Source organism: Sphaerochaeta sp. PS, from assembly GCF_032144095.1.
GTDB lineage: Bacteria > Spirochaetota > Spirochaetia > Sphaerochaetales > Sphaerochaetaceae > Sphaerochaeta.
Map to the genome: position 1 here is coordinate 102,777 of NZ_JAVSNJ010000004.1, position 21,287 is coordinate 124,063.

General features: G+C 52.9%; 16 protein-coding genes. 5 read left to right on the forward strand and 11 right to left on the reverse strand.

What is annotated here, in order from left to right:
- Positions 1–4: 4 nt before the first annotated feature.
- Positions 5–613 carry a penicillin-binding protein activator LpoB gene (locus ROJ03_RS06175; RefSeq protein ID WP_313726131.1) on the reverse strand — a complete coding sequence of 203 codons (609 nt, stop codon included), beginning with the start codon at positions 611–613 and terminating at the stop codon, positions 5–7.
- A gap of 278 nt (positions 614–891) precedes the next feature.
- Here ROJ03_RS06175 and ROJ03_RS06180 point away from each other — a divergent pair, with 278 nt between their 5' ends.
- Positions 892–2,202, forward strand: coding sequence for a hypothetical protein (locus ROJ03_RS06180; protein ID WP_313726132.1), 1,311 nt, complete (start codon positions 892–894; stop codon positions 2,200–2,202).
- Between the two features lie 50 nt (positions 2,203–2,252).
- On the opposite strand, the gene ROJ03_RS06185 is transcribed toward ROJ03_RS06180, so the two are convergent.
- The 3 genes from ROJ03_RS06185 to ROJ03_RS06195 form a co-directional block, all read right to left on the reverse strand.
- A complete protein-coding gene (locus ROJ03_RS06185) occupies positions 2,253–2,411 on the reverse strand; it encodes a hypothetical protein (protein ID WP_313726133.1) in 159 nt (52 codons plus the stop codon).
- 207 nt (positions 2,412–2,618) lie between these two features.
- Positions 2,619–5,579: a DEAD/DEAH box helicase gene (locus tag ROJ03_RS06190; protein WP_313726135.1), complete on the reverse strand. Its 2,961-nt coding sequence runs from the start codon at positions 5,577–5,579 to the stop codon at positions 2,619–2,621.
- Between the two features lie 2 nt (positions 5,580–5,581).
- On the reverse strand, positions 5,582–5,977 hold the full coding sequence (locus ROJ03_RS06195) for a (deoxy)nucleoside triphosphate pyrophosphohydrolase (RefSeq protein ID WP_313726136.1): 396 nt from the start codon (positions 5,975–5,977) through the stop codon (positions 5,582–5,584).
- Between the two features lie 394 nt (positions 5,978–6,371).
- On the opposite strand from ROJ03_RS06195, the gene ROJ03_RS06200 reads away from it, so the two are divergent.
- A complete protein-coding gene (locus tag ROJ03_RS06200; RefSeq protein ID WP_313726137.1) occupies positions 6,372–6,650 on the forward strand; it encodes an RNA-binding protein in 279 nt (92 codons plus the stop codon).
- A 63-nt stretch (positions 6,651–6,713) separates the two neighbouring features.
- Here ROJ03_RS06200 and ROJ03_RS06205 read toward each other — a convergent pair whose 3' ends face one another.
- The 6 genes from ROJ03_RS06205 to ROJ03_RS06230 all read right to left on the reverse strand — a co-directional run bounded on the left by ROJ03_RS06205 (position 6,714) and on the right by ROJ03_RS06230 (position 14,197).
- A complete protein-coding gene (locus tag ROJ03_RS06205; RefSeq protein ID WP_313726138.1) occupies positions 6,714–7,343 on the reverse strand; it encodes an SIS domain-containing protein in 630 nt (209 codons plus the stop codon).
- Positions 7,343–8,266: an ROK family protein gene (locus tag ROJ03_RS06210; protein WP_313726139.1), complete on the reverse strand. Its 924-nt coding sequence runs from the start codon at positions 8,264–8,266 to the stop codon at positions 7,343–7,345. Before ROJ03_RS06210 ends, ROJ03_RS06205 begins: the two co-directional genes overlap by 1 nt.
- 97 nt (positions 8,267–8,363) lie before the next feature.
- Complete coding sequence (locus ROJ03_RS06215; RefSeq protein WP_313726140.1) at positions 8,364–11,060, reverse strand: EAL domain-containing protein; 2,697 nt, start codon at positions 11,058–11,060, stop codon at positions 8,364–8,366.
- Positions 11,061–11,349: 289 nt separating this feature from the next.
- Positions 11,350–12,093, reverse strand: a complete 744-nt coding sequence (locus ROJ03_RS06220; RefSeq protein WP_313726141.1) for an alpha/beta hydrolase — start codon at positions 12,091–12,093, stop codon at positions 11,350–11,352.
- A gap of 77 nt (positions 12,094–12,170) precedes the next feature.
- Positions 12,171–12,647: a DNA-deoxyinosine glycosylase gene (locus ROJ03_RS06225; protein ID WP_313726142.1), complete on the reverse strand. Its 477-nt coding sequence runs from the start codon at positions 12,645–12,647 to the stop codon at positions 12,171–12,173.
- Positions 12,641–14,197, reverse strand: coding sequence for an FAD-dependent protein (locus ROJ03_RS06230; protein ID WP_313726143.1), 1,557 nt, complete (start codon positions 14,195–14,197; stop codon positions 12,641–12,643). Before ROJ03_RS06230 ends, ROJ03_RS06225 begins: the two co-directional genes overlap by 7 nt.
- Positions 14,198–14,345: 148 nt before the next feature.
- Between ROJ03_RS06230 and ROJ03_RS06235 the strand changes: the two genes are divergently transcribed.
- Genes ROJ03_RS06235 through ROJ03_RS06245 form a run of 3 tightly spaced genes read left to right on the forward strand, consistent with a single transcriptional unit; the run spans position 14,346 to position 18,500 of the window.
- Positions 14,346–15,257, forward strand: coding sequence for a DMT family transporter (locus tag ROJ03_RS06235; protein WP_313726144.1), 912 nt, complete (start codon positions 14,346–14,348; stop codon positions 15,255–15,257).
- Positions 15,258–15,314: 57 nt separating this feature from the next.
- Positions 15,315–17,207 carry an ABC-F family ATP-binding cassette domain-containing protein gene (locus ROJ03_RS06240; protein ID WP_313726145.1) on the forward strand — a complete coding sequence of 631 codons (1,893 nt, stop codon included), beginning with the start codon at positions 15,315–15,317 and terminating at the stop codon, positions 17,205–17,207.
- A gap of 3 nt (positions 17,208–17,210) precedes the next feature.
- Positions 17,211–18,500, forward strand: a complete 1,290-nt coding sequence (locus ROJ03_RS06245) for a hypothetical protein (RefSeq protein ID WP_313726146.1) — start codon at positions 17,211–17,213, stop codon at positions 18,498–18,500.
- Here ROJ03_RS06245 and ROJ03_RS06250 read toward each other — a convergent pair.
- Entirely contained in the window at positions 18,474–21,152 is a 2,679-nt protein-coding gene (locus tag ROJ03_RS06250; RefSeq protein ID WP_313726147.1) for a hypothetical protein, read from the reverse strand. The two genes, ROJ03_RS06245 and ROJ03_RS06250, sit on opposite strands and share 27 nt — an antisense overlap.
- Positions 21,153–21,287: the final 135 nt, after the last annotated feature.

Sequence of the window (21,287 nt, forward strand, 5' to 3'; positions counted from 1 at the left end):
TATCCTAGAATTGGTATTTGCTTTGCTTGACCATCTTCTTGATGGTCTCTTCCCCAACCCAGACCTTCTTGTTGGTCTCGATGTCGATGAGCTCGGCAGACACGTAGTAGGTACGCACCGACTTTCCGCCAACCTGGTCAAGATTGGTCCGGACAGACCCCTGCAACAGGTAGTCTGCCCCGATCTCCTTACCCAAGGCCTTGGCAGTGGATTCGCTTGCAAAGTACTGCTGCTCCTCCCGTTCATCACGCACGGAGGCCCTGAAGGAAACATCGGCAACCATGTCAACCTTTCCTGAATTGATGAGCTCTATCTCATACCGTTTGGCTATGATCGAGGTATCGATATGTTCGCTGCTGCGGTTCAGGAAGCTTCCCACGATCACCACGGGGTTCTTCATCTTGTGCATCCTGAACTGGTCAAGCCAGGGACTGCGCAAGCTATCCTTCACCAGGGCCTCAGAGACAAGTCGAATATCGGTATCGTTCCAGTTGCCGCTCAGGTCGATATTTACATCAGAGGAAAGCCTATCGACAGAGACGGTGGATTGGCAAGAGATCAGCAAGGCAACGAGCACCAGGGCAAGGGCGCTCAATTGTATCTTTTTCTTCATAGGTTCACTCCCTTATAGTGGATAACAACCATTGTACACCAGTATATACGAGGTTTATAGAAAATTACCCAAAGAAATGTCTGAATGGGGAGAACAGAGGGTGAAAAGAGGTATCTTGCTCCCTGTTCCTACCCTACAGGGAGGAATATGTGCAGCATTGTCACAGCAGTTTCAAAACTGCTCCCCTTTTTTCTCTGTTGCAACTTGGTCCCAACAATGCTACATTTTTGTATATAGCCGAAAACCAACTATGTGTGGCATAAAGGAATCGTGGACAGATGAGAAAAATTACCTTGTTGCTCTTGCTGGTCCTTCTCCTGCTGCTGGGTGGCTGTTCCTCGGTCATAGACATCTCAAATACCGAAAATCTCTATAGGCAGGGCAATTTCAAGGCAGCATATGAGAGTTTGCTTGCCAAGCAGGCCTCCATCATACAAAAGCAAGGCTCGCTCATCATGGACCTTGATGCAGGGCTCCTCTCCCGCCTGTATGGCAACTACCAGCTTTCCAACGAACAACTCTCCTCCTCCGAACGGAAAATCCAGGAGGCCTACACCGAAAGCATCACCGCAAACATTGCATCCTTCATCATCAATGACAATACCAGGGAGTACCAGGGCGAAGCGTATGAGGATATCTACATCAATATATTCAAGGCCCTGAACTATCTGCATCTGGGTGAAGAGGAATCTGCCCTGGTTGAACTGAACCGTAGCCTCGAGAAACAGAGCCTCCTGAAACAGAAGTTTGAAATACAGATGCAGAAGGCCGCCAAGTATGCAGACGACAAGGGAGTCAAGAACGTCACAGAGGGCACCTACTCAACCTCCTTCTCCTCCTCGGCCCTGGCCAACTACCTTACGATGGTGGTAGCCAAAGGCCTTGATGAGGAGGGCCTATCCACCTACTCCCTCAACCAGGTGCGCCGTTCGTTCCAGACACAGGAGAGCTTGTACCCATTTGCCATCCCCTCCTCCCTCGATGCCGAAGAGGTTCCTGCCCCGGAGGGCAAAACAAGGCTAAACCTATTGGCCTTCAATGGACTGGCCCCACAGAAGTATGAAGCCGTTGACGCCGTCTACGTCTCCAGGAACAACTATGCGAAGATTGCCTACCCTGTCATGGCAGCACGCAAATCCCCTGTCCAGAGGGTTGTTGTCTTTCTTGAGGATGGCAGCAGCTTCCCCCTGGAGCGGCTGGAGAGCCTGAGCTTGATAGCCATGGAGACCTTCAAGGCCTCTTCCTCCCTGGCAAGGATGAAAGCAGTCATACGCTCCACCCTCAAAGCCCTTGGGGTTGCGGTCTATGACAGCGTAACCAACCATGAAAAGACGGCAACAGCCGGGGAAGAGCTGTTGAGCTGGCTGTTCAAGCTTGCAAACTATGCCTCAGAGAGTGCAGATGTACGCTCCTCCCACTTTTTGCCCTCCACGGCATGGGTAGGGTCAGCCAACCTCAGACCGGGGGAGTACACCCTGAAGGTTGCATTCCAGGACCAGGGAGGCAGGACCCTCTATACCCAGACCATACCCAAGTTCAAGGTAGAGGCCTCAGGCAGCAACCTCGCAGAGGCGGTCTGCCCTCTATAGACAAGGAAGCCCACACACCATAGGCATGGGGGCCATCACGGGAGGAGTCCTCAATACTCCTCTTTGTCTGAGATCATATCCTCTTCCTCATCGTGGAGTTTCCGTTTTTTGGGTTCTGGTTTTGGTGGTGCAATCCTATCGTCCTTATCCCAATCGGGGACCATTTCACGGTCGATAGGTTTCCTGATAGTTTCACGTTTCTTGTTCATAGTTCGCTCCTCTAGCCATTTCTGGCAAATGTGGATCACAAAACAAAAAAATAGTTCTCTGCATGCAAGCAGAGCCAGTGGATAGTGAGAAATCAAGTCTTTCCTGTGTGATGTTTGTCATATCCTAGCTATACAATCGTACAGAGTTTGCGATTCGTCAAGGGTTGGGTCGGATAATTCTCACTTCTGCAAAAGAGAGGACAAGCCTTATACAACAGAAGAAGAGCCCGACCCTTCAGCCTCGCCCTTCTCGATGATGTAGGAGTAGAGGTCCTGGGGGACGCTCTGGGGCAAACGGAAGATCATCTCCACGATGGGCAGGAGCTTTCCCTTGTCGTTGAGTATGGTCTTCTGCTCGTTGGCCAAAAATTTCAGCTGTCCCAAATAGTAGAAGGCCAACCCTTCATCATTGCTTTTCTGGACAAACAGCAGATTCTCCATCGGGCCTTTCTCACCCCTGATGTAGGGAGGCTCGGTTCCCTGCAGTTTGATGTTGTTGCGTGTTGTCCACCGCAGCAGGTCCCGACTGAGAAAGCCATCAGGATAGTTGGTACTCGCATTGATGGTCTCCTTCTTCTTGTGGTAGGTCACGAAGATGGGGCAAGTTTGGCTCTCCTTGTGCACCCGATAGCCGTAGATCGTCGAGGAGTCATCCCGCGTCCAGTTCAAGAGGCGACACACCTCCTGACGGGTATACTTTTGGTACAGGACCAGGTCGTGCTCACCCCTCCCTTCCAGGTAGTGTTGTCGGTACTCATACTCGCCCAATGCGAGCATCTGCACAAGTTCCTCCCTGTAGGCCCTGTTTTGCAGGAGGGTGGAAAACTCCTGGGTAGGGACAATGGCACTGCCTCTCCTTTCGCAATAGAGAAGGTTTCCAAAGGCATTACACCTTGCCTGGCTAAAGAACCCACACCGAAGCATCTCAATCGAGGAGAGAAGGGAGGCTTCATCTGCAACGAACCCATATCGGTCCTTTACTTGTAACTGGAGATGCTCCAGGGTTATCCCTTGGTGTTGGTCGATCAAGAGGCCGACCAGCAGCCCCTCATAGGGACGAATTCCCTTGGGAAGTATCTGCGAAAAGAACAGAAGGCTCTTCAGATGTAGGGGGGTGAGAGATCCTATCTCCACCTCCCCAATAGAGGCCTTGAACTGGAAATAACTCTTGGCATAGTCGATGAAAAGCAGGGGGGAGATCGCATTGAGTCGGACAAAGTCCATCATCGTCGGGACCTTGTCCAACTTTTTCTTGACCTTCATATACTCTTCAGAGAGAAATCTCTTTTTTTGGAAGGAAGCTGCGTTGATGGAAGCGTATATCCGCTCCTTTGCAATCTTGTCGAAACTCACCGTCGACGGGCCAGGAATGCTGAGGCTTTCCCCGCTTACAAATTTGCGAAGCGTGTCCTTCTTGTAGCTTGTATCGCCATATAGTGCTATAGGAATCATATAGTTATTATCATAATTTGCTACGAAATCGATAACAGTCAGATACTCCTTTCCTGGATGCTTCCGCAACCCTCGTCCCATCTGCTGCACAAAGATGATGGCTGACTGGGTTGGACGGATCATCACCACCTGGTTGAGGGAAGGGATGTCGATACCTTCATTGAAAATATCGACAGCAACAAGGTATTCGAGCATACCCTCCCCGTCTTCCATCTCCAGGCGCCTAAAGGCCTCGTTGCGGACCTCCACCTCATCGGACCCGCTGAGGGCCAGAGCCTTGATGCCCAAGGAGCAAAGCCCCTCAGAGAGTCGTTTCGCCTCCTCATTTTGGCTGCAGAAGATGAGACCACGACGGCGGTAGGTGCCGATGCTGTAGCGGTCGAGCATCTGCTTGACCTTCACCGCCTGGTTTTCCAAAAAGGAGAAGCTTGAAAGGTCTTCGAAAGGGACCCCGTCCACATCCAGGGATGAGATGCCATAGTAATGGAAGGGACAGAGCAGATTGGCTTCCAAGGCCTGGTGCAACCTGATCTCATAGGCAATGGTATGGTCAAACAGCCTGTAAATGTCAAAGCCGTCTGTCCTTTCGGGGGTTGCTGTCATACCCAACAGGAAAGAGGGCTTGAAATATTCCAGAATTTTGAGGTAGGAGTCGGCTCCACTTCGATGTACCTCATCAACTACGATATAGTCAAAGTGGTCAGGGGCGAATGAGTGCAAAACCTCTTCCTGGGAGAGGGTCTGGACCATGGAGAACAGATACTGCACATCGAGCTCTGCATACCCACCCCCCAACTGGCCGCAAGAGATGTCAGATCCCAGGATCTCCTTGAACGCTTCCATGGAGGCCTGGGCTATCTGCTGCCTGTGTACCACAAACAGGAACCTTTGTGGCTTTTGGCTAGCAACATCAAAGGCACTGAGGAAGGTCTTCCCCGTACCGGTAGCCGAGATGAGCAGGGCCTTGTTCTTCCCCGCTCTACGAAGGGCCTCGAGAGAGGCCAGGGCTTCCTGTTGCATGGAGTTGGGAACTATTTCAGTAAAACCAAGGACGGGCCATTGTGCAGGCTCCTCTGCATAGACAGGGACAAAGCCCTCCTGGACAGATCTCTTGTGGCTATCGTAGAGCATGCGGTAATGGCCTAGCCATGCTGGGCTGACCTCAATTGCCCTATCCCAGGCACTGGCAAACTCCTCCTGGGTTTTCTTCAGCAGTTCTCCCTCCTGGAGCGACACCAGGCGGACATTCCACTCCCTGTTGGTTGAGAGGGCCCCATGGGTGATGTTTGAACTGCCTACAATAAGGGAGGAGATGCCCTGGTCTGCATGATGGAACAGATAGCCCTTGGCGTGGAAGGATGCCTGGCTGTACACCTTCAGCTCGAAGGAAGGAAACTGGTTCATCAGGTGCTCAAGCGCCCTTGGTTCTGTGAAGGTCAGGTAGTCTGAGGTGAGTATCCTTCCCTCTACCCCACGGCTCTGGGCCTCAAGGAGGGCCTGCTGCAGCATTGCCAGCCCCCCTGTGGTGATAAAGGCAACGGAGAAATCAAAGGAGGTGCACCACTGCAGTTCCTTGAGCAGCGTGGAGAGCACCTTGCTCCTTGGAGGGTCATTGAGCACAAGATTGGGGCGTAGGTCCCCGGAAGATTCGATGGACTCATCGAGGAATCCTGTCCCCACACTCTTCTCCAGGGACATCCGCATAGAATCACTCATACCTACCCCAACAAGAAGGAGACGGCCTTGACGATGGGAAGGTCTGCTTCAGCCCAGGGCACTGAATAGAGCTCATCCTTTCCCAGCCACCTGCAACAGAGATGCTCGCTGAGGGTAGGCTCCCCTCGGATGATCTCACAAAGATAGCCATGCATGGTCAAAGAGAAGTTCGTATACTGGTGTTCGACGGTAAGGAGAAGCTCATTGGCAACGATCTCAATGCCAAGTTCCTCGAAGATCTCCCTGACAATGGCCTCTTCGCCACTCTCACCTTTTTCCAGCTTGCCACCGGGGAACTCCCATTTGAGGGCGAGTTCTCCCTTGTCTGCCCGTTGTGCCGCAAAAACCTTGTGACCCTGCACTAGAATGGCAGCAGCAACCTCAATATGCTTCATCATCACCACCTCCAGAAGATCATCGTAGCAGCACTCACCCTCTTGGTCCAGGAGAATTATCCATATTCTCCTCACCATAGCCGGAAAATTGTCTGCCAAATGCAGGGAAAACCCTACTCTCTGCAAGGTTTTCCCACGCTTCACCATATTTCTTTATCAATTTCATTAAAAATTCAGCAAGGTTCTACAAATCATCACTAAGGCTCGATTGACATTCCGTTCTTCTCGTGGTAGGATGCAGTTGCTTTAGTTTTTTGAGTTGCAGCTAGTCCGTTATCCTATCTTAAGTATGTATGCATTCTTTACTGAATCCTCCAGCAGACAGGCTAAAAGTTCGAGACTGCGCCAAATAGAGCAATATTTTGAATACAGGCCAAGCCTGTAAAGGATGCTTTTAATGGCAAAGAAAATCTACGTTGGTAACATGAGTTACAACACCTCCGAAGAAGAACTTCGGGACCTGTTCGCACAGTACGGTAACGTTCTGAGTGCAAATATCATCATTGACCGCGAAACCCGTCGCCCCAAGGGCTTTGGTTTCGTAGAGATGGAAGAGGATTCTGCTGCAGAAGCCGCTATCTCCCAGCTCGACGGTAAGGAAATCGATGGCCGTAACCTCCGCGTTAACGAAGCCATTGCAAAACCCCGCCCGTCTTACAACAACAACCGCTACTAGTCCTCGGACGAACGGCAATGGAAGGGAACCTAGGGGTTCCCTTTTTTTGTGCCCATCCAAGCCCTACCAGAAGCAGGATTCAAGATAGATACAGAGCCAATGATAGATCGGAAGATGGAGTTCCTGGACCTTGAAGGTCTCCCTCTGGGGGACCCTGATGCAGACATCACACAGGCTCTTGAGCGCTCCTCCCCCCTCACCGGTCATACCCAAAACCTTCAGGCCCTTGGCCTTGGCCACTACTGCAGCATAGAGGACGTTCTTTGCATTCCCCGATGTGGAGATGCCCCAAAACAGATCACCTGCCTGGCCATACCCACCCACCTGCTGGGCATAGGACATTGCGGGCTCTACATCATTGCCAAATGCTGTGGAAAGGGCTGTATGGGCCGATAGGCAGATGGCGGGGATGCTACCCTCCAGGAGGGATGCGATCATTGCTCCCCTCTCTGGGTCGGTCTCCACAAGGGCCTTTTCAAGTTCTTTGGCGATGGGCCGCTTTTTTACGAAGCTTTTCATCAGCTCCCCCACAATATGGTCTGCATCGGAAGCACTTCCTCCATTGCCACAGACAAGGATCTTGCCTCCGGAGGTGATGCTCCTCTCAAGCAGATGGGCAGCTTCAGAAAGCGTATCCTCCATGCTGGCAAGCTCTGGATATCTCATAAGCAACTCATGTAGTCCGTACTTCATTATCGGCCTCCTTTCTGGGCATACCTGTCCATCGCAATCCCCAGGGCTGCCATGTCCCCAAGAAACTCCCCAAGGGCAGAGGGATAGACCTTGCAAGCCTGGGCACTCTGTGCCAGAGCCTCTTTCTCTATTTCCTCTTCCATGATGGACCTGAACAGGCCCTCACATCGACAGAAGATACTTCCTATGACAATTCGTTCAGGATTGAGCAGGTCGATGAGAAGGGCAAGCCCTTGCCCAAGGGTCTTGGCACTGAGGGTCATCACGGAAAGGGCTGTCTCGTCACCTTCTTCTGCCAAAAGGCATATCTCCTTGGCAGAAATGCTCTGGCGTGTCTTCTCCCTGTACAGGGAGCTGATGCCTGCACCGCTACAGAAGCTCTCCCAGGATCCCCGCTTTCCGTAACACATGGGTCCATCATCCTTCATTCGCCAGTGCCCTACCTCCCCAGCAAGCATCCCCTTGCCACGGTAGAGCCGCCCATCAAGGATAAGACCGGCACCCAATCCTGTCCCGAAGGTCAGGAAGATCATGGAGGAGCACCCCTTTCCACTGCCCCAAAGCCATTCGGCCAGGGCACAGGCATTTGCATCATTCTCCAGATAGGCAGGGATGCCTGTCCTATCCTGAAACAACTGGACTACAGGGATATCATCCCAGAAAGGAAGGTTGGGAGGACTTTGGATGAGGCCCCTCTTGCTGTCCAAAGGACCTCCGCAGCTTATCCCAATGGCTTGTACCCTCAGCCTGTCGAACCCTTTGAGGAGCTCATCAATGGCAAGATAGCAATCAGAGAGTACCTGCTGCGGCCCCTTTTGTGTGGGAAACTGTATTTTGTTGAGGATTGCACCCTCTTCATTCCCTATGCTTACGGAGGTCTTTGTTCCCCCGATATCAACACCAATGAACAGAACGTCTTCCATGGCTACCCCTTTTCAAAACGCACAATACTGGGACAATATCCTACCAGCAGGACGTTTGGCTACGTTTCCTGCTCTATTCCAGGCAAAGGTAGACATCTCATGAGAGCAGCTCTTCTATCTGACGCTCCAATTGCCCGATGAACTCAGCCTCCGGAACTGCCTTGGAAAAAAGGAACCCCTGATACTGTCCACAACCGATCTGTTGCAGGAACTGTAGTTGTTCTTCTGTCTCCACCCCTTCTGCCACAACGGTCATCCCAAGTTCCTTGGCAAGAAGGACCACCGTCTTGTAGATGGTAATGGCATCGGGATCGGGGTAGTTGGCTATGAAGGAGCGGTCAATCTTGATCTTGTCAATGGAAAGCTCGATCAGGTAGGAGAGGGAGGAGTAGCCAGTACCAAAATCATCGATGGTGATCCCCACCCCTATTGCATGGAGTTGTTCCATTCCCTGGTCGGCTGAATGGAGATTCTCTACTGCTGTACGTTCGGTCAGCTCCAGTTCGAGAAGTTGTGGGTCTACCTGCTTTTCACGCAGTTCCCTACCGATGAGCTCAATGATAGCAGGGTCAGTCAGTTCCTCTGCACTGAGGTTGATGGCCAGGGAGAAATCAGGGTTGACCATTTTCAAGAGTGTACCATGGTCCTGCAAGAAGCGTACTGCCGCCCGAATGACAAACTCACCCAGCAAACCGCACATATGATTTTGTTCCAGAAGGGGGATAAACTCATCGGGGGCAATGAATCCCAACTCAGGGTGTATCCAGCGGATCAGGGCCTCAGAACCAAGGATTCGGCCACTTTCCACATCAACCAGAGCCTGATAGTAGAGATCAAGTGAATCAGAGAGGAGGGCTTGGGGAAGGGCTGCAAGGATCGCCTGTTTGCGCAAGAACTGCCTATTCACCATCTCGCTGAATTGCAGGGAATTGCCAATCGGGGAGGCCTGTATCGCCTGGGTTGCCAGGGAGGCTTGCATCAGGAGTGTCTCAATGGACATCCCTCCCCCAGTATAGCTTGAAAAACCACAGATTGCCTTCAGATGAGTGGAAGCGGATACATTGCCATACTTTTGTTCCAACCCTCTCAACAATTCTTCGACCTTCATGACCACTCGGCCTGTATCATCCCCTTCCAGGAAGACAACATAGGTAACGTGAGAGAATGCATACACTGCATGTTTCGTTCCTAACAGGCCTGCAATATGGGCAGCCACGGCAAGAGAAAAGCTACTCTGCTCCATCAACATGGTATGAAAGTCATATTTTTTGTGTTGATCCAAGTGGATCAGCAGGCAGAACAGGGGCCTTTGCTGCTGCAATTTTTCGTTCACTGAGGAGAACAGGAGCGAGGGGAGTCTATTTTGCGGATCCTTCCCTACATAGGAGATAAACTCGGCTACCTTCCAGTCGGAGCCGACATACACCTCAACAATGAACTCTTGTTTCCTTGACACAATACCTACATGTGTCTGGGTAAGGTTTACCATGTAGTGGTTGCCATCACGGTTACTGACCCAGACAGGAGTACTCTCCAAGGATGCTTGGGTTTCCTCACTGCGCCCAAGCAACAGGTCTTGGCTACTTTTTCCCATAAGTTCGCTTTGGCTGTACCCTGAAAGCACTTCAAAGGCATGGTTGCAGAAGGTTATGCGATGCTTCTCATCGGTTACCGCAATACCATTGCCCGAGTAGCTTGAGATGAGGGAGCTCACCCGCAGCTGCAGCTTGTCGGCATTCCTCAACTGGAGAAATACTATATAGAGTATCCCAAAAAACAAGAGAAGAAAGGCAAGGACCCATTTCAGGTAAGATGCCCTCAGCAAGGGATGTTGGCTCAGTGTAGGCAAATCAGAAAGCTGGAAATAGCTTACAACCGTCCACAATCTCCCTTCATCGGGATACCAGGATAGCTTTTGGGCCGAGGTCACATGTACCGCCTGGTAGGCATAGGCCAAATCCTGGGAAACATAATGCCCTGTATACTGGGTACGTATCTGATCCTCAATACCCGGGGCCTGCTCAAATAGCGAACCAAAGCCATCTCCAAAATGAAGCTGGTAGTCAAAACAGATATTGGCCCCATATTTGATCCACTTCCCGCCATTGTTGATCAAGCCAAAAACAATATCCTTTGTCATGGAAACCTGATAGTCCTTCAGGAAGGAGAGGAATGAACAGGCATCATAATCCATGATAAGTAACCCTTTGAAAGAACCTTCCCTGTAGACAGGGATGGTAAGGAACATTGCAGGGCCTGCATGACCATCGTTATTGTTCTGGTGGCTCTCCAAGCTTATGGGAGAAATATACAGGGTATCCGGACCTTGGCTGAGGGCAAAGTGGAGCAGGTCCGTATCACGATAATCCTTCATCGTTGCTGGATCAGAAGGGATTGCATCAGTATCAGGATAGTGGTCGATCTTGATGGTCTCCATCCCTGTTGCATCGAGCAACCGTATATGGTTTATGTATTTTTTCTTGTTCGCAATCCTCAGGAAAAGTTGTTCAAGCTCATGGTGGGAATAGGGAGTAGTCTCCTGGAAATAGTTGTAAAACTCATTCGAATCGTACACGGTGAGAAGGTCTGATACGAATTGGAACAAGGTCCCTTCCAATTGGTTCGCGATTATCGCATTTCCCTTCTCTTGTTCATTTTGCAGAAGGAGGGTTGCCTGTCGGGCAAGGGAATTTTCATAGAGGGAGAAGAGCAGGAAAAAGAGAGCCACCAAGGGCAAGACAATTACCACTGTACGCTTGATAATACTGGTACGGTCCCTGGGGTGAATTCTCACACTACACCGCTCTTTCAAGAAAATCAGCGCAGGGAGAACAATACCTCAAGTTCATCTGGAATATCTCAATTTTCTGAACCATAGGAGAACAATACCATGGGGGAGTGGAAAAACATAGGGCAGATATTTTGTGAGAAAGAAAATAACCCTTTTTTTCCTTTTTTTTGTGTATGGTTTTTATACACATAAATAAAAATGTAATAAAATCAAAGACCACAAACCATCAGATACTCCCCATCTGGTCAGAAACAGAGTAAGGAAAAATCTGGGACAGAAGAAGCTCTTCTTTTCATTGGAGGCTTTCCTGGAGGAATGCAACGGTATGCTCGATAACCAATTTCTGTTGAGCCATGGCTTCTATGCCAGCCTTGGTGTCGTTCTTCTGGATCTTGCCCCCGCCATACAGTGCAAATTGGGTGTGGTTGGCCCCTTCGATCACCAAAAACCGGGTATCGGAGGGGAGGAACGCCTTGCCAGCCTCTATCTTCTGGGGAGTTGCCAGTCCGTCGTTGGAACCGCTGATGGAGAGTACCCTCAGCCCTGCATCCCTGAGGGAGTGCTTTGCATCGGTATAGGAGGCATAGAGGATGAGTGCCTCAAACCGGGTATCCTGTTTTGCCAGGGCAAAACATGCGGCTGTCCCCCCCAACGAGAAACCTGAAAGATACCAATGCTCAATCTCAGGATACCTATCGGGATAGGGATAGGCGGCGCCGATGTCGAAGATGGCCAAAGCAAAAGGCACCTTGAGGATGATCACCTGAAAGCCTGCCTCTGCGATGCCCCGACCTGCATAGGCAAAACTCTGTGGCGCCACATTCCCCCCAGGATAGTAGACCAAGGCAACCGTTGTCTTGCCGCCTGCCGGGGTAAAGACAATATCGTCCTTTGACTCTGTGACAGTTACTTGGTCATCAGAGACCATTGCCTGGTAGTTGATGGGATCGGCAGGTGCCTCCTGGCGTAGATAGAGCCAGAGGGAGAGCAACAGGAGACAAAGCACAAGGATGGGGATGAGCACTCGTTTCTTCATATGAAGCAAGTATACTGTAGGCAAAGCATAGGATACAAGAATGGTACACCCCCGGGGCCCTTCCTGCATGGTGATGCCTACAGCTCTAGAGCCTTGCCCCATCTTTCACGTTTTTCTTCAAAGCTCAGCGTATATGCCGCACTGGTTGAGGGAAGCGTTACAAAGGCAATGTTCTCTGGATAGAATCCGACCAGCTTCTTGTACAGAGCCTCGGCCTTCTTTCCATTGAACAGGACCTTCCGAATGATTGGATGGGAGGCCAGGAACAGCTTGAGGTCATTGGCAACCACCGTTGTATAGGAGGAGTCCAAGGACCCTTTGCGTTCAAAGCTCGCAAGGACATCCCACAGGGCGATGTCATGGTCGAGCAGCAGAAGCCATTTCTGTTCGTAGGTCTCGATCGCCCCTCCCAGAAGAGAGCTCAGTATCGGCCAGAACGCATTGCGCTCATGGCCGTAGTACTGTTGCTTTAGCTTGGAGCGCACACTCGGTCCTGTTCCCAGGATCAGGGTGTGCGACCGTTCGCTCTCGATGGGAGGAAAGCCTGTCAGCATCCAAGATATCCAACTACGCTATCGGCACAGTTCACGCCATCCATGGCAGCGCTTATGATACCTCCAGCATACCCGGCACCTTCGCCACAGGGGAATAGCCCTTCCAGCTCAATGTGCATGTTGGTCTCCTTGTCGCGGAGGATCCTCACAGGGCTGCTGGTCCTGGTCTCACCAGCTATAAGCACTGCATCGTTGGTAAGGAAGGTATGGGCTTTCCTGCCAAAGGCAGAAAATGCCGTTGCCAGACGCTCGGCGATGAACGAAGGAAGAATCTTATGCAGGTCTGCATTGACGAGGCCCGGTCCATAGGAGGTGTCAGGAAGGTCCTTCGATAGCCTGTGGTTGACAAAATCCGTCATCCTCTGCGCTGGAGCCGCAAGAGTGCCGCCCCCTGCCTTGAAACACCGTTCCTCCAAGGCCTGCTGGAAGTGCATCACCCCAAGGTTCCCGCCAAATTGTTCCTGGGGAAGGTCCTCAGGGTGCAATTCAACGACCATGCCGCTATTCGCAAACTGCCCTTTTCTGGATGAAGAGCTCATGCCGTTGACCACAAGCTGGCCTTCTGATGTCATCGCAGGGATAACAAAGCCGCCAGGGCACATGCAGAAGGAGTAGACACCGCGGCCGTCAACCTGTGTAACAAAGGAGTACTCTGCTGCAGGAAGAAATTCGCCCCTGCCCTTCTCGTTCTTGTACTGGATCTTGTCGATGAGGATCTGTGGGTGCTCAAGGCGCACCCCGATGGCCAGGGCCTTCGCCTCTATGGCGATATGTTCCCGATCCAGATATTCATACATGTCCCGTGCGCTATGGCCGGTTGCCAGGATGACAGGGCCTGCAAAGGTCTCGCCGTTTTCGGTAATGACACCCTGGACCTTGCCTCCCTTTTTGTGGAAGCCAACAACCTTGGTGGAAAAATGGACCTGCCCTCCGCTAGCCAGGATGGTGTTGCGGATCTGTTCGATGATCAGGGGAAGCTTGTCCGTCCCAAGATGGGGGTGCGCCTCATAGAGGATTTCAGTAGAGGCTCCGTGCTGGCACAACAGGGAGAGGATCTTTCCCACATTCCCACGCTTGGTGGCCCGGGTATAGAGCTTGCCATCGCTGAAGGCACCTGCCCCACCCTCGCCGAAGCTGTAGTTGCTCTCGCCGTTCACTACCTTTTGTGTGGAGAGGGCCGCGATGTCCTTCTTGCGCTGGCGCACATTAACCCCGCGTTCGAGCACGATCGGTTTCAGGCCCTTCTCGATGAGCCGCAGTGCGGCAAACAGGCCGGCAGGGCCTGCCCCTACCACGACTACCTGCTTCTTGTCCCCTACAAACGGGAATTGCGTTGTTTCGAACAGTTCTTCCTCAGCATCGCCGGTGAAGAGGCGAACGCTCATATCTATAACTGGTGGATTACGCCTGGCGTCGACACTGCGACGAAGAATGCGCATCCCTGTAACTTCTTCCAATGGCAACTTGGCCTCTTTGGCGGCCATCTCTTGCACGGCCTTGTTGTCTACAGCTGTCGCTGGGGACAGTCTGAGTGATATATCTTTAGTCATGCCCTCATTGTACTGACCCTGCAATGGAGAGGTCAACGCCAAGGCAGAACAAAGAAGAATATTGACCGAAAGAGAATTCGATTGCCCACCCTTTTTATTTTGTACAGACTGCTGTAATCATTGTATCGGTTGTGGTATTGTCAGCCCTATGGACAGGAACCTAGTCATAGGACAGCTGCTCGGGTTGCTCACCGCAGCCTGTTGGGCACAGAACTCGATCATCTACCGCTACCTTGGCGCCAAAGTAGGTTCTGATGCAGTTGCGCACGTGCGCATGTGGCTGGCACTGCCGGCAATCCTTTTGCTTGCCTACCTTACCGAGGGGAGCTTTTTCCCCACCTCTCTCTCCGCACAGACCTACCTGGTGCTCTTTGCAAGCGGGGTCATCGGATACTTCATTACCGACATGTTGCTCTTCTATGCCTACGTATGGCTGGGACCCCGGGAATCGATGATCATCATGACACTCTCCCCGGTAGTAACGGCCCTGTTCTCCTACTTCCTGTTCGCCGAACGGCTGAAGGCCTCCCAGATCGTAGGAATTCTGCTGACAATCCTCGGAGTGGTTTTCATGGTAGTCGGGGGGATGAGGGCAAAAAAGAATACCACTGAGGAGAGACAAAGGACCAAGGGCATGGCCTTCGCCATTCTCGGCTCGATTCTCCAGTCACTCTCCTTTCTGCTTGCAAAGTATGCCCTGGACTCTACCGGTCCGGTATCGACCAATCTTTTGAGAAACGTGGGTGGCCTGATGGCCTTCATCATCTACAGCTTCATCATCAAACGGAACGCCCGCTCACAGTTTGCAGCCTTCAGGAACCCCAAACTGCTGTTGCTCCTCTTCCTGGCCGCCATGGTAGGACCTGTGCTGGGCATGTCCAGCCAGATGAAGGCCTTTACCCTGGCGCCCGTGGGAATCGTCACCACCATTACCCAGACGACACCCATCCTCCTCCTGCCCATCGACAAGTTCATCCTCAAGAAAAAGATATCCACTTCAAGCCTATTGGCTACCTTTGTTTCCATTCTCGGCATTGCCATCCTATTTTTGGCAGCCTGACGAGAAGAACCCTTGAGGCATATTGCCCAGCCCACCCCATTACGGTAATCTTAGGCCATGAATGTACTCTCAGTTGAAAATATCTCAAAAACCCTTAACGACGAGCCTCTGTTCGAAGGCGTCACCTTCGGCCTCGAAGGTGGGGACCATGTAGGGCTCATTGGACAGAACGGGACAGGCAAGTCAACCTTCCTCAGGCTTCTGAAAGGGGAGCTTTACTCAGATAGCGGCACCATAGCTACCGCCCGTGATACCGAGCTGATCATGCTCACCCAACAGATCTTGTTTGACGAGAACGATACGGTCCAGACCTACCTCTACAAGGGAGACGGGAAGCGCATCGCCCTGCTGAAAGCCTACCATGCCGTCATTGCCAAAGAGCAGACCAAGCAGGCCAAGGCTACCCTTGCAGACCTTACCGAACAACTCGACCTTACCCAGAGCTGGAACCTTGAGAGTGACTATACCTCTCTGTTGGGCGAATTGGGCCTCTACGATGTGCTCTCCCTTCCGATGAAGACCCTCTCAGGGGGTATGCAGAAGAAGGTTGCCCTGGCACGGGTCCTCTGTGCCAAGCCAACGCTGCTGCTGTTGGACGAACCTACCAACCACCTCGACATTGAGACCATCGAATGGCTGGAACGGTATCTGAGCCAGAGCCCCATGACCATGATCATCGTCACCCACGACCGCTACTTCCTCGATGCCGTGTGCAACGCGATCCTCGAGCTCGACCGTGGACGGATCTACCTCCACCCCGGCTCGTTCTCAGCCTTCCTTGAACGGAGGGCCCAGAGGCTGAGCATGATGCAAAAGGAGCAGGACCGGCTCACCACCATCCTCCGAAGGGAACTTGAATGGCTCAAACGTGGGCCACGGGCAAGGACAGGCAAGGATACCAACCGACAGGATAGGATCAAGGGGATGATAGCATCCCAAAAGGATGTGTCGGAAACTGCCCAGAGCAGCTTCAGCTCCTCCTCAAGGAGAATGGGCAAGAAGATCCTGGAAGTGAAGGCGATCTCCAAAAGCTATGGGGACTCTCCCATCATCACTGATTTTTCCTACTCCTTTACCAAGGGACAGAAGATCGGGGTGGTCGGACCCAACGGGTCGGGCAAATCAACCCTACTGGACATGCTTTGTGGCCATCTCCAGCCTGACAGCGGGGAGATAGACAAGGGGGTCAATACCGTCTTCGGCTATTATGACCAGGGAGGGAGAAACCTCGCCTCCGACAAGGCAATCCTGGAGTTCATCCAGGACATCAGCGAACGCATTACCCTCAGCGAAGGGCAGACAGTGACCGCCGCCAGATTCCTGGAGATCTTTGGCTTCGATGCCTCCATGCACAGGAGTTCCATCGCATCCCTCTCCGGTGGGGAACGGCGCAGGCTCTACCTTGTCTCACGCCTGGTTTCCGACCCCAACTTCCTGATGCTTGACGAGCCTACCAACGACCTTGACCTTCCCACCATGGAGAACCTTGAGCAGTATGTGCAGGATTTTGCTGGGTGTACACTGGTTGTCTCCCATGACAGGGCATTCCTCGACCTGACCTGTGACGAACTGTTCGTACTGGACATGGAGGGCGAGGTCAGCTTCTACCCAGGGCCGTACAGCGAGTGGCGTGGCTTTGTCCAGGCCCAGAAGGATGAGGAACAGCAACAGCAGAACCTTGCAAGACGGGAGAGCCCAGCCAAAGGGGAATCAGGGTCCAGAAAAAGCGAAAAGAAGGGCCTGAGCTTTCGCGAGAAAAAGGAGCTGGATGAGCTAGAGGAGAAGATGGAAGCGCTGCAGGGCCTGCAGGCTCTTCTGGAAGCGAGCTTTTCCGATGGCCAGGAGACCGAACTGGGCACGTTGGCTGAAAGGACGGAACGCTACCATACCAACAGCACAAAGCTTGAAAAGATGGAAGACCGCTGGCTAGAACTCTCAGAGAAGGAGTAAACGATGAAAAGGATACAACTCCTGTCACTGTTTCTGCTCCTGCTATCGATGACACCCCTTGGCGCGGTTTCCATCACCCACCTCCACATGGGCTTGGGGAACGATTGGTACACCATGGGCCTGGGCGACAATCTGGACGACGGGCTCTCCTTCGGCGGCCATCTGATGGTAACCGCAAAGGATATAGCCTCGATCAAGGTCGATGCCCTGGGCTTTACCGACAGGCTCAGGACAGAGAGGCGATATGACCAGGTAAACATCAATGTATACACCCCTTTCTCCTTCACAGCAGATCCCTTTATCTTCATCTACACCCCCCTGATAGGGGTGAGTGTGGAGGGTAACCTAGGATTCGACACCATTCAGAATGGCCTCCACGAGAGGATAGACCGCCCCAAACTGACGCTGGACTATGACAAGCAAGAGAGCACGGCCCATCTCAACCTAGGCTCGACAGCACAAATACTCTTTCCTTTCCGCTGGGTGAAGCTTGGCCTTGAACTCTCCTACCTCCATACCTTCGGGTGGGAGGATTCAACGCAGGCAGTTGGCCTCATCAAGCTGGGGGACTCACTGACCATCAAGGCTGGCTACTCCTTCATGCAGGATTTCGATGACGAGCCAGCACACTCAGAAATGGTCAAGCATTTCACAGGGCCCACCTACTCCTACTACTTTGACGGTGGGCTTGTCACCAACTCTTGGGTCTACCACCAGCAGAGTGGTTCCTCCTATGGGGTATTCGGCATAGATGTGATGCAGCTTTTCCAGCCCAAGACCTATGAGAGCTCTGAATTTGTCTACTCATTGGGAATCCTCTATGACATGCAAGGGCATCAGAACAGGCTGTTCTCCCTGGCCTTTGACCACTTCATCATACAGACCCGGCATAAGAGCGGGCCCCTGTACAACGATATGGATAATCAGGAGAAGAGGATGACAGTCGCCTCATTGGTAGCTGGCTACCAGCAGCAGTGGCAGGCCACGCCGTTCATCTACCCCTACCTCAAGGGGCTGGGAGGATTCCAGCGGCTCAACCTCCAGGAACATTTCACCGAGGTAAAGATCGAGGAGATCAGGCCAACACTCTTGCTGGAACTTGGAGTGCGGTTTGGCAGGGATGGCCAGTGGGTAACCCAGAACAACAGCTATCGCCCCAGGCTGTCCGCGACCTTGCAGTATGTCTTCTGGACACAATCCATCAGGGAGAAAGATGCCTATTTCGCCCCGCATGTAGGGCCCTGGCTCTTTCTGGTCGGAATTGGCCTAGATATCGGCAACGACCCCCATTGACCTAAGCTCTGTACCCAGAGCCTTTCCATCCAGACCAACGGTAAAACTGAAAGCCCCCCCTTCCACCCGATAGGAAAGGACCACAAACGGAGTCACCTCCACCCCGGTCCCCAGGACCATGGAGGCTGTGAGCCGGGCCGATGCGATGAGTTCCTTGTCCCACATCAGGGCCATACCATCATGGTAGAGGGCCGTTTGCAACGAGAGTGAGAGCCCAAGGCCTGTAAGCCCCCCATAGGGGATCGGCTGGTCGAGCAACCCAAGGGGAATGTGATACCGGACTGAAAGGAGGGCCTTTGCCTTCCCATCGAGGGCGATGGCTGAAAATCCCTCATAGGGGAGCACATCCTTACCCAGGCTCCCTTTGCTGATGGCCATTGCCTCCACCTCCGCCTCCACCATCTGAGAAGAGGAGAACAGCCGGCCCTGATAGGCCATACCCCCCATGACACGAAGGCGGTCAGGGGCCAGGAAGTTGTAGGCAAGGGCCTGCATCCCCAGTGAGACAGAGCCATGGGAGGACCCAAAGAAATCCTTGGGCATGCTTCTTTCCTGCCACTGGTAGCCAAGGGAGGAGGAGAGCCCATAGGCAGATTCCGACTGCCCCATCACAAACTGGAGTCCTGTCCCCAGGGAAAGCAGGGAAGAACCATGGATAGAGGCTGAGTACCATAAGGGCAAGGAGAGGTTCACTGAGGCCCTACGTAGCTCCAGCAACGAGATATTCACACCAAGCGAATAGGATCCAGGGCTGTAGAGGTAGTCAAGGTTGGCAAGCAGCCTCCCCTCCTGGAGATCCCACCCCGCCTGGCCTGTTAGTTGGTGCCTCCTGAGCAGGCTCTGGCTATGGAAATACAATCCGGGTTGCAGGGAGCTTTCCGTGGCAAACGGAAAGGGAATGACCAGATTGAGACGTAGGAGGTCTGCATAGGGCCTAGAGGGATAGTCCACTAGTGCAGCGGCTGGGGGAGCAGGCTCGCTTTCTTGCATCCTGATGGGAGTGCCATGTACCATAGCCATGGGAACAGACTGTACCCCATACCCCTTTGCCGTATAGGTCTCGTAGAGAAGGGTATCCCCCTCCATTCGGGCAGCGAGCACCCCTTGGGGATCTTCCAGCAGTTTCTCCACCTCCCCTGTGGAAAAGTCATACCGGTAGAGAGCCATCCCCAGCTCATTGTCCGAAACAAAGAGCAAGGATTCATCGTCGACAAACCTAGGGGAGCGTATCTCGCTTCTTGTTGGACCGACCAGAACAAAGGCCTTTCCGTCCTTGCCGATGGAGAGCAGCGAGGAGTTACCCCCACCAATCTCCACCACTACGATATGGGCCTTGTCAGGAGAGATCTGGGGTTCGTACACACTTGCATGGGGGTTTTCATAGAGGAGGGAGGTCTCTCCGCTTCTCTGGTCGACCTGCACAAGGAGATACCTGTCACCCTTCTGCTCGATGGCAACCAGAAGAGTCCCATCCTCGCTGAGAGCTGGGTGGGAGAGCATCTTGCCTTGGGTGATGCGCAAGAACCTCTCCAGGGAAAAATCATAGAGCATGAGGTCGCTGTATCCATCAGAGGCAAGGGGAAGGGAGTGGGAGCTGAACGAATCAGCCCACACGAAGGAGAAGACAGCCTTGCTGAAAGTCAGGGAGATCGATTCCCTGTCGACATGGCCCAGATCCTCTACCGTATCGAATGACCCATCCTCATTGTACCTGATAAGCTCCCCCCCCCTTTCCAGGGAATAGGAGTACCCCACCAATCCAAGCTCTGTCCGGATAGGAAGGTAGTGGTCCCCTACCCTGGATGGCGAAATACGGGTCCCTAGGGAGGGAATGGCTGGGATTTCCGCCTTTCGCTCTGCAACTGCCAAGGAGAAGAGGGCCTTTGGGGAGAGGCCTGTCTCTTTCCTGAGGGCACCGTTCAGGCCAAGGAAGGGAAACCATGCGTAGGTGGCGTTTGCCCTGGCAAAGCTCTCCCTTCCGTAGTGGCGAACCAGGTAGTCAACCATAAGGTAGCCAGTGGTGTAGATCCTGCCGTTGGGAGGAAAGGCCGAGTTGTACCGGCCTTGGCTGAGGGTCCAGAGGGAATCCTCCACCATGGGGGAGCTCCAGGAAAGGGTGAAGAGGGCCTCATCACCCCGACCGCCGGAAGCGAAGGCCGATTCTGCATAGGTGGAGATTCCTTCGACCCACCACCCAGGCATGAGGACGGTGTTCAAGGCTGGCACCTCAGGGCCAAAGAAACGCAGGTATTTGGCAACTCCCACCGGGGAGGTGAGGTGCAGGTAGTGGGTCAGCTCATGGGTATAGAGGCTCCTCAGCCAGGAAGAGGAACGCGAACCGAGGAACCGGTCAACAGGACTGGTAAGATAGAGGGTGATGGAGGCGGGAAATGGGGAGAACATACCATTCGCCCATGCTGGCCTGCCTGCCAGGATGACCGGGACCCTCTCTTTGGGAAGGTGGTCGAGCATCTGGGCAAGGGAGAGGAGGACCTCATCGGCAAAGGAGGCCAAACTCTGGGCCTGGTCCACATCCTCCTGTGCAAAGATGATGGTGGTATATTCGGTCTCAATCCTATTCCAGGGGCCTGCGGAAAGGGAAGGTCCCAAAAAGAGGAGAGACAGCAGGATAGGGAGCACTCTTCTCACCATTTCGTCTCCTTTCCCCTCACTCTATACCACCGCAGCCAATTTGTAAGCATCTTGAGGGGTTTCCTGTGCGATCTCCTATAGAGGAAGATAGGGAAACCGGCTTTCCTATTCAGCGAGGCTAAGAACGAGAAACAC

Coding starts and splice junctions, on each gene's coding strand:
- ROJ03_RS06175 (WP_313726131.1), bottom strand. CDS start 613: ATGAAGAAAAAGATACAATTGAGCGCCCTTGCCCTGGTGCTCGTTGCC.
- ROJ03_RS06180 (WP_313726132.1), top strand. CDS start 892: ATGAGAAAAATTACCTTGTTGCTCTTGCTGGTCCTTCTCCTGCTGCTG.
- ROJ03_RS06185 (WP_313726133.1), bottom strand. CDS start 2,411: ATGAACAAGAAACGTGAAACTATCAGGAAACCTATCGACCGTGAAATG.
- ROJ03_RS06190 (WP_313726135.1), bottom strand. CDS start 5,579: ATGAGTGATTCTATGCGGATGTCCCTGGAGAAGAGTGTGGGGACAGGA.
- ROJ03_RS06195 (WP_313726136.1), bottom strand. CDS start 5,977: ATGATGAAGCATATTGAGGTTGCTGCTGCCATTCTAGTGCAGGGTCAC.
- ROJ03_RS06200 (WP_313726137.1), top strand. CDS start 6,372: ATGGCAAAGAAAATCTACGTTGGTAACATGAGTTACAACACCTCCGAA.
- ROJ03_RS06205 (WP_313726138.1), bottom strand. CDS start 7,343: ATGAAGTACGGACTACATGAGTTGCTTATGAGATATCCAGAGCTTGCC.
- ROJ03_RS06210 (WP_313726139.1), bottom strand. CDS start 8,266: ATGGAAGACGTTCTGTTCATTGGTGTTGATATCGGGGGAACAAAGACC.
- ROJ03_RS06220 (WP_313726141.1), bottom strand. CDS start 12,093: ATGAAGAAACGAGTGCTCATCCCCATCCTTGTGCTTTGTCTCCTGTTG.
- ROJ03_RS06225 (WP_313726142.1), bottom strand. CDS start 12,647: ATGCTGACAGGCTTTCCTCCCATCGAGAGCGAACGGTCGCACACCCTG.
- ROJ03_RS06230 (WP_313726143.1), bottom strand. CDS start 14,197: ATGACTAAAGATATATCACTCAGACTGTCCCCAGCGACAGCTGTAGAC.
- ROJ03_RS06235 (WP_313726144.1), top strand. CDS start 14,346: ATGGACAGGAACCTAGTCATAGGACAGCTGCTCGGGTTGCTCACCGCA.
- ROJ03_RS06240 (WP_313726145.1), top strand. CDS start 15,315: ATGAATGTACTCTCAGTTGAAAATATCTCAAAAACCCTTAACGACGAG.
- ROJ03_RS06245 (WP_313726146.1), top strand. CDS start 17,211: ATGAAAAGGATACAACTCCTGTCACTGTTTCTGCTCCTGCTATCGATG.
- ROJ03_RS06250 (WP_313726147.1), bottom strand. CDS start 21,152: ATGGTGAGAAGAGTGCTCCCTATCCTGCTGTCTCTCCTCTTTTTGGGA.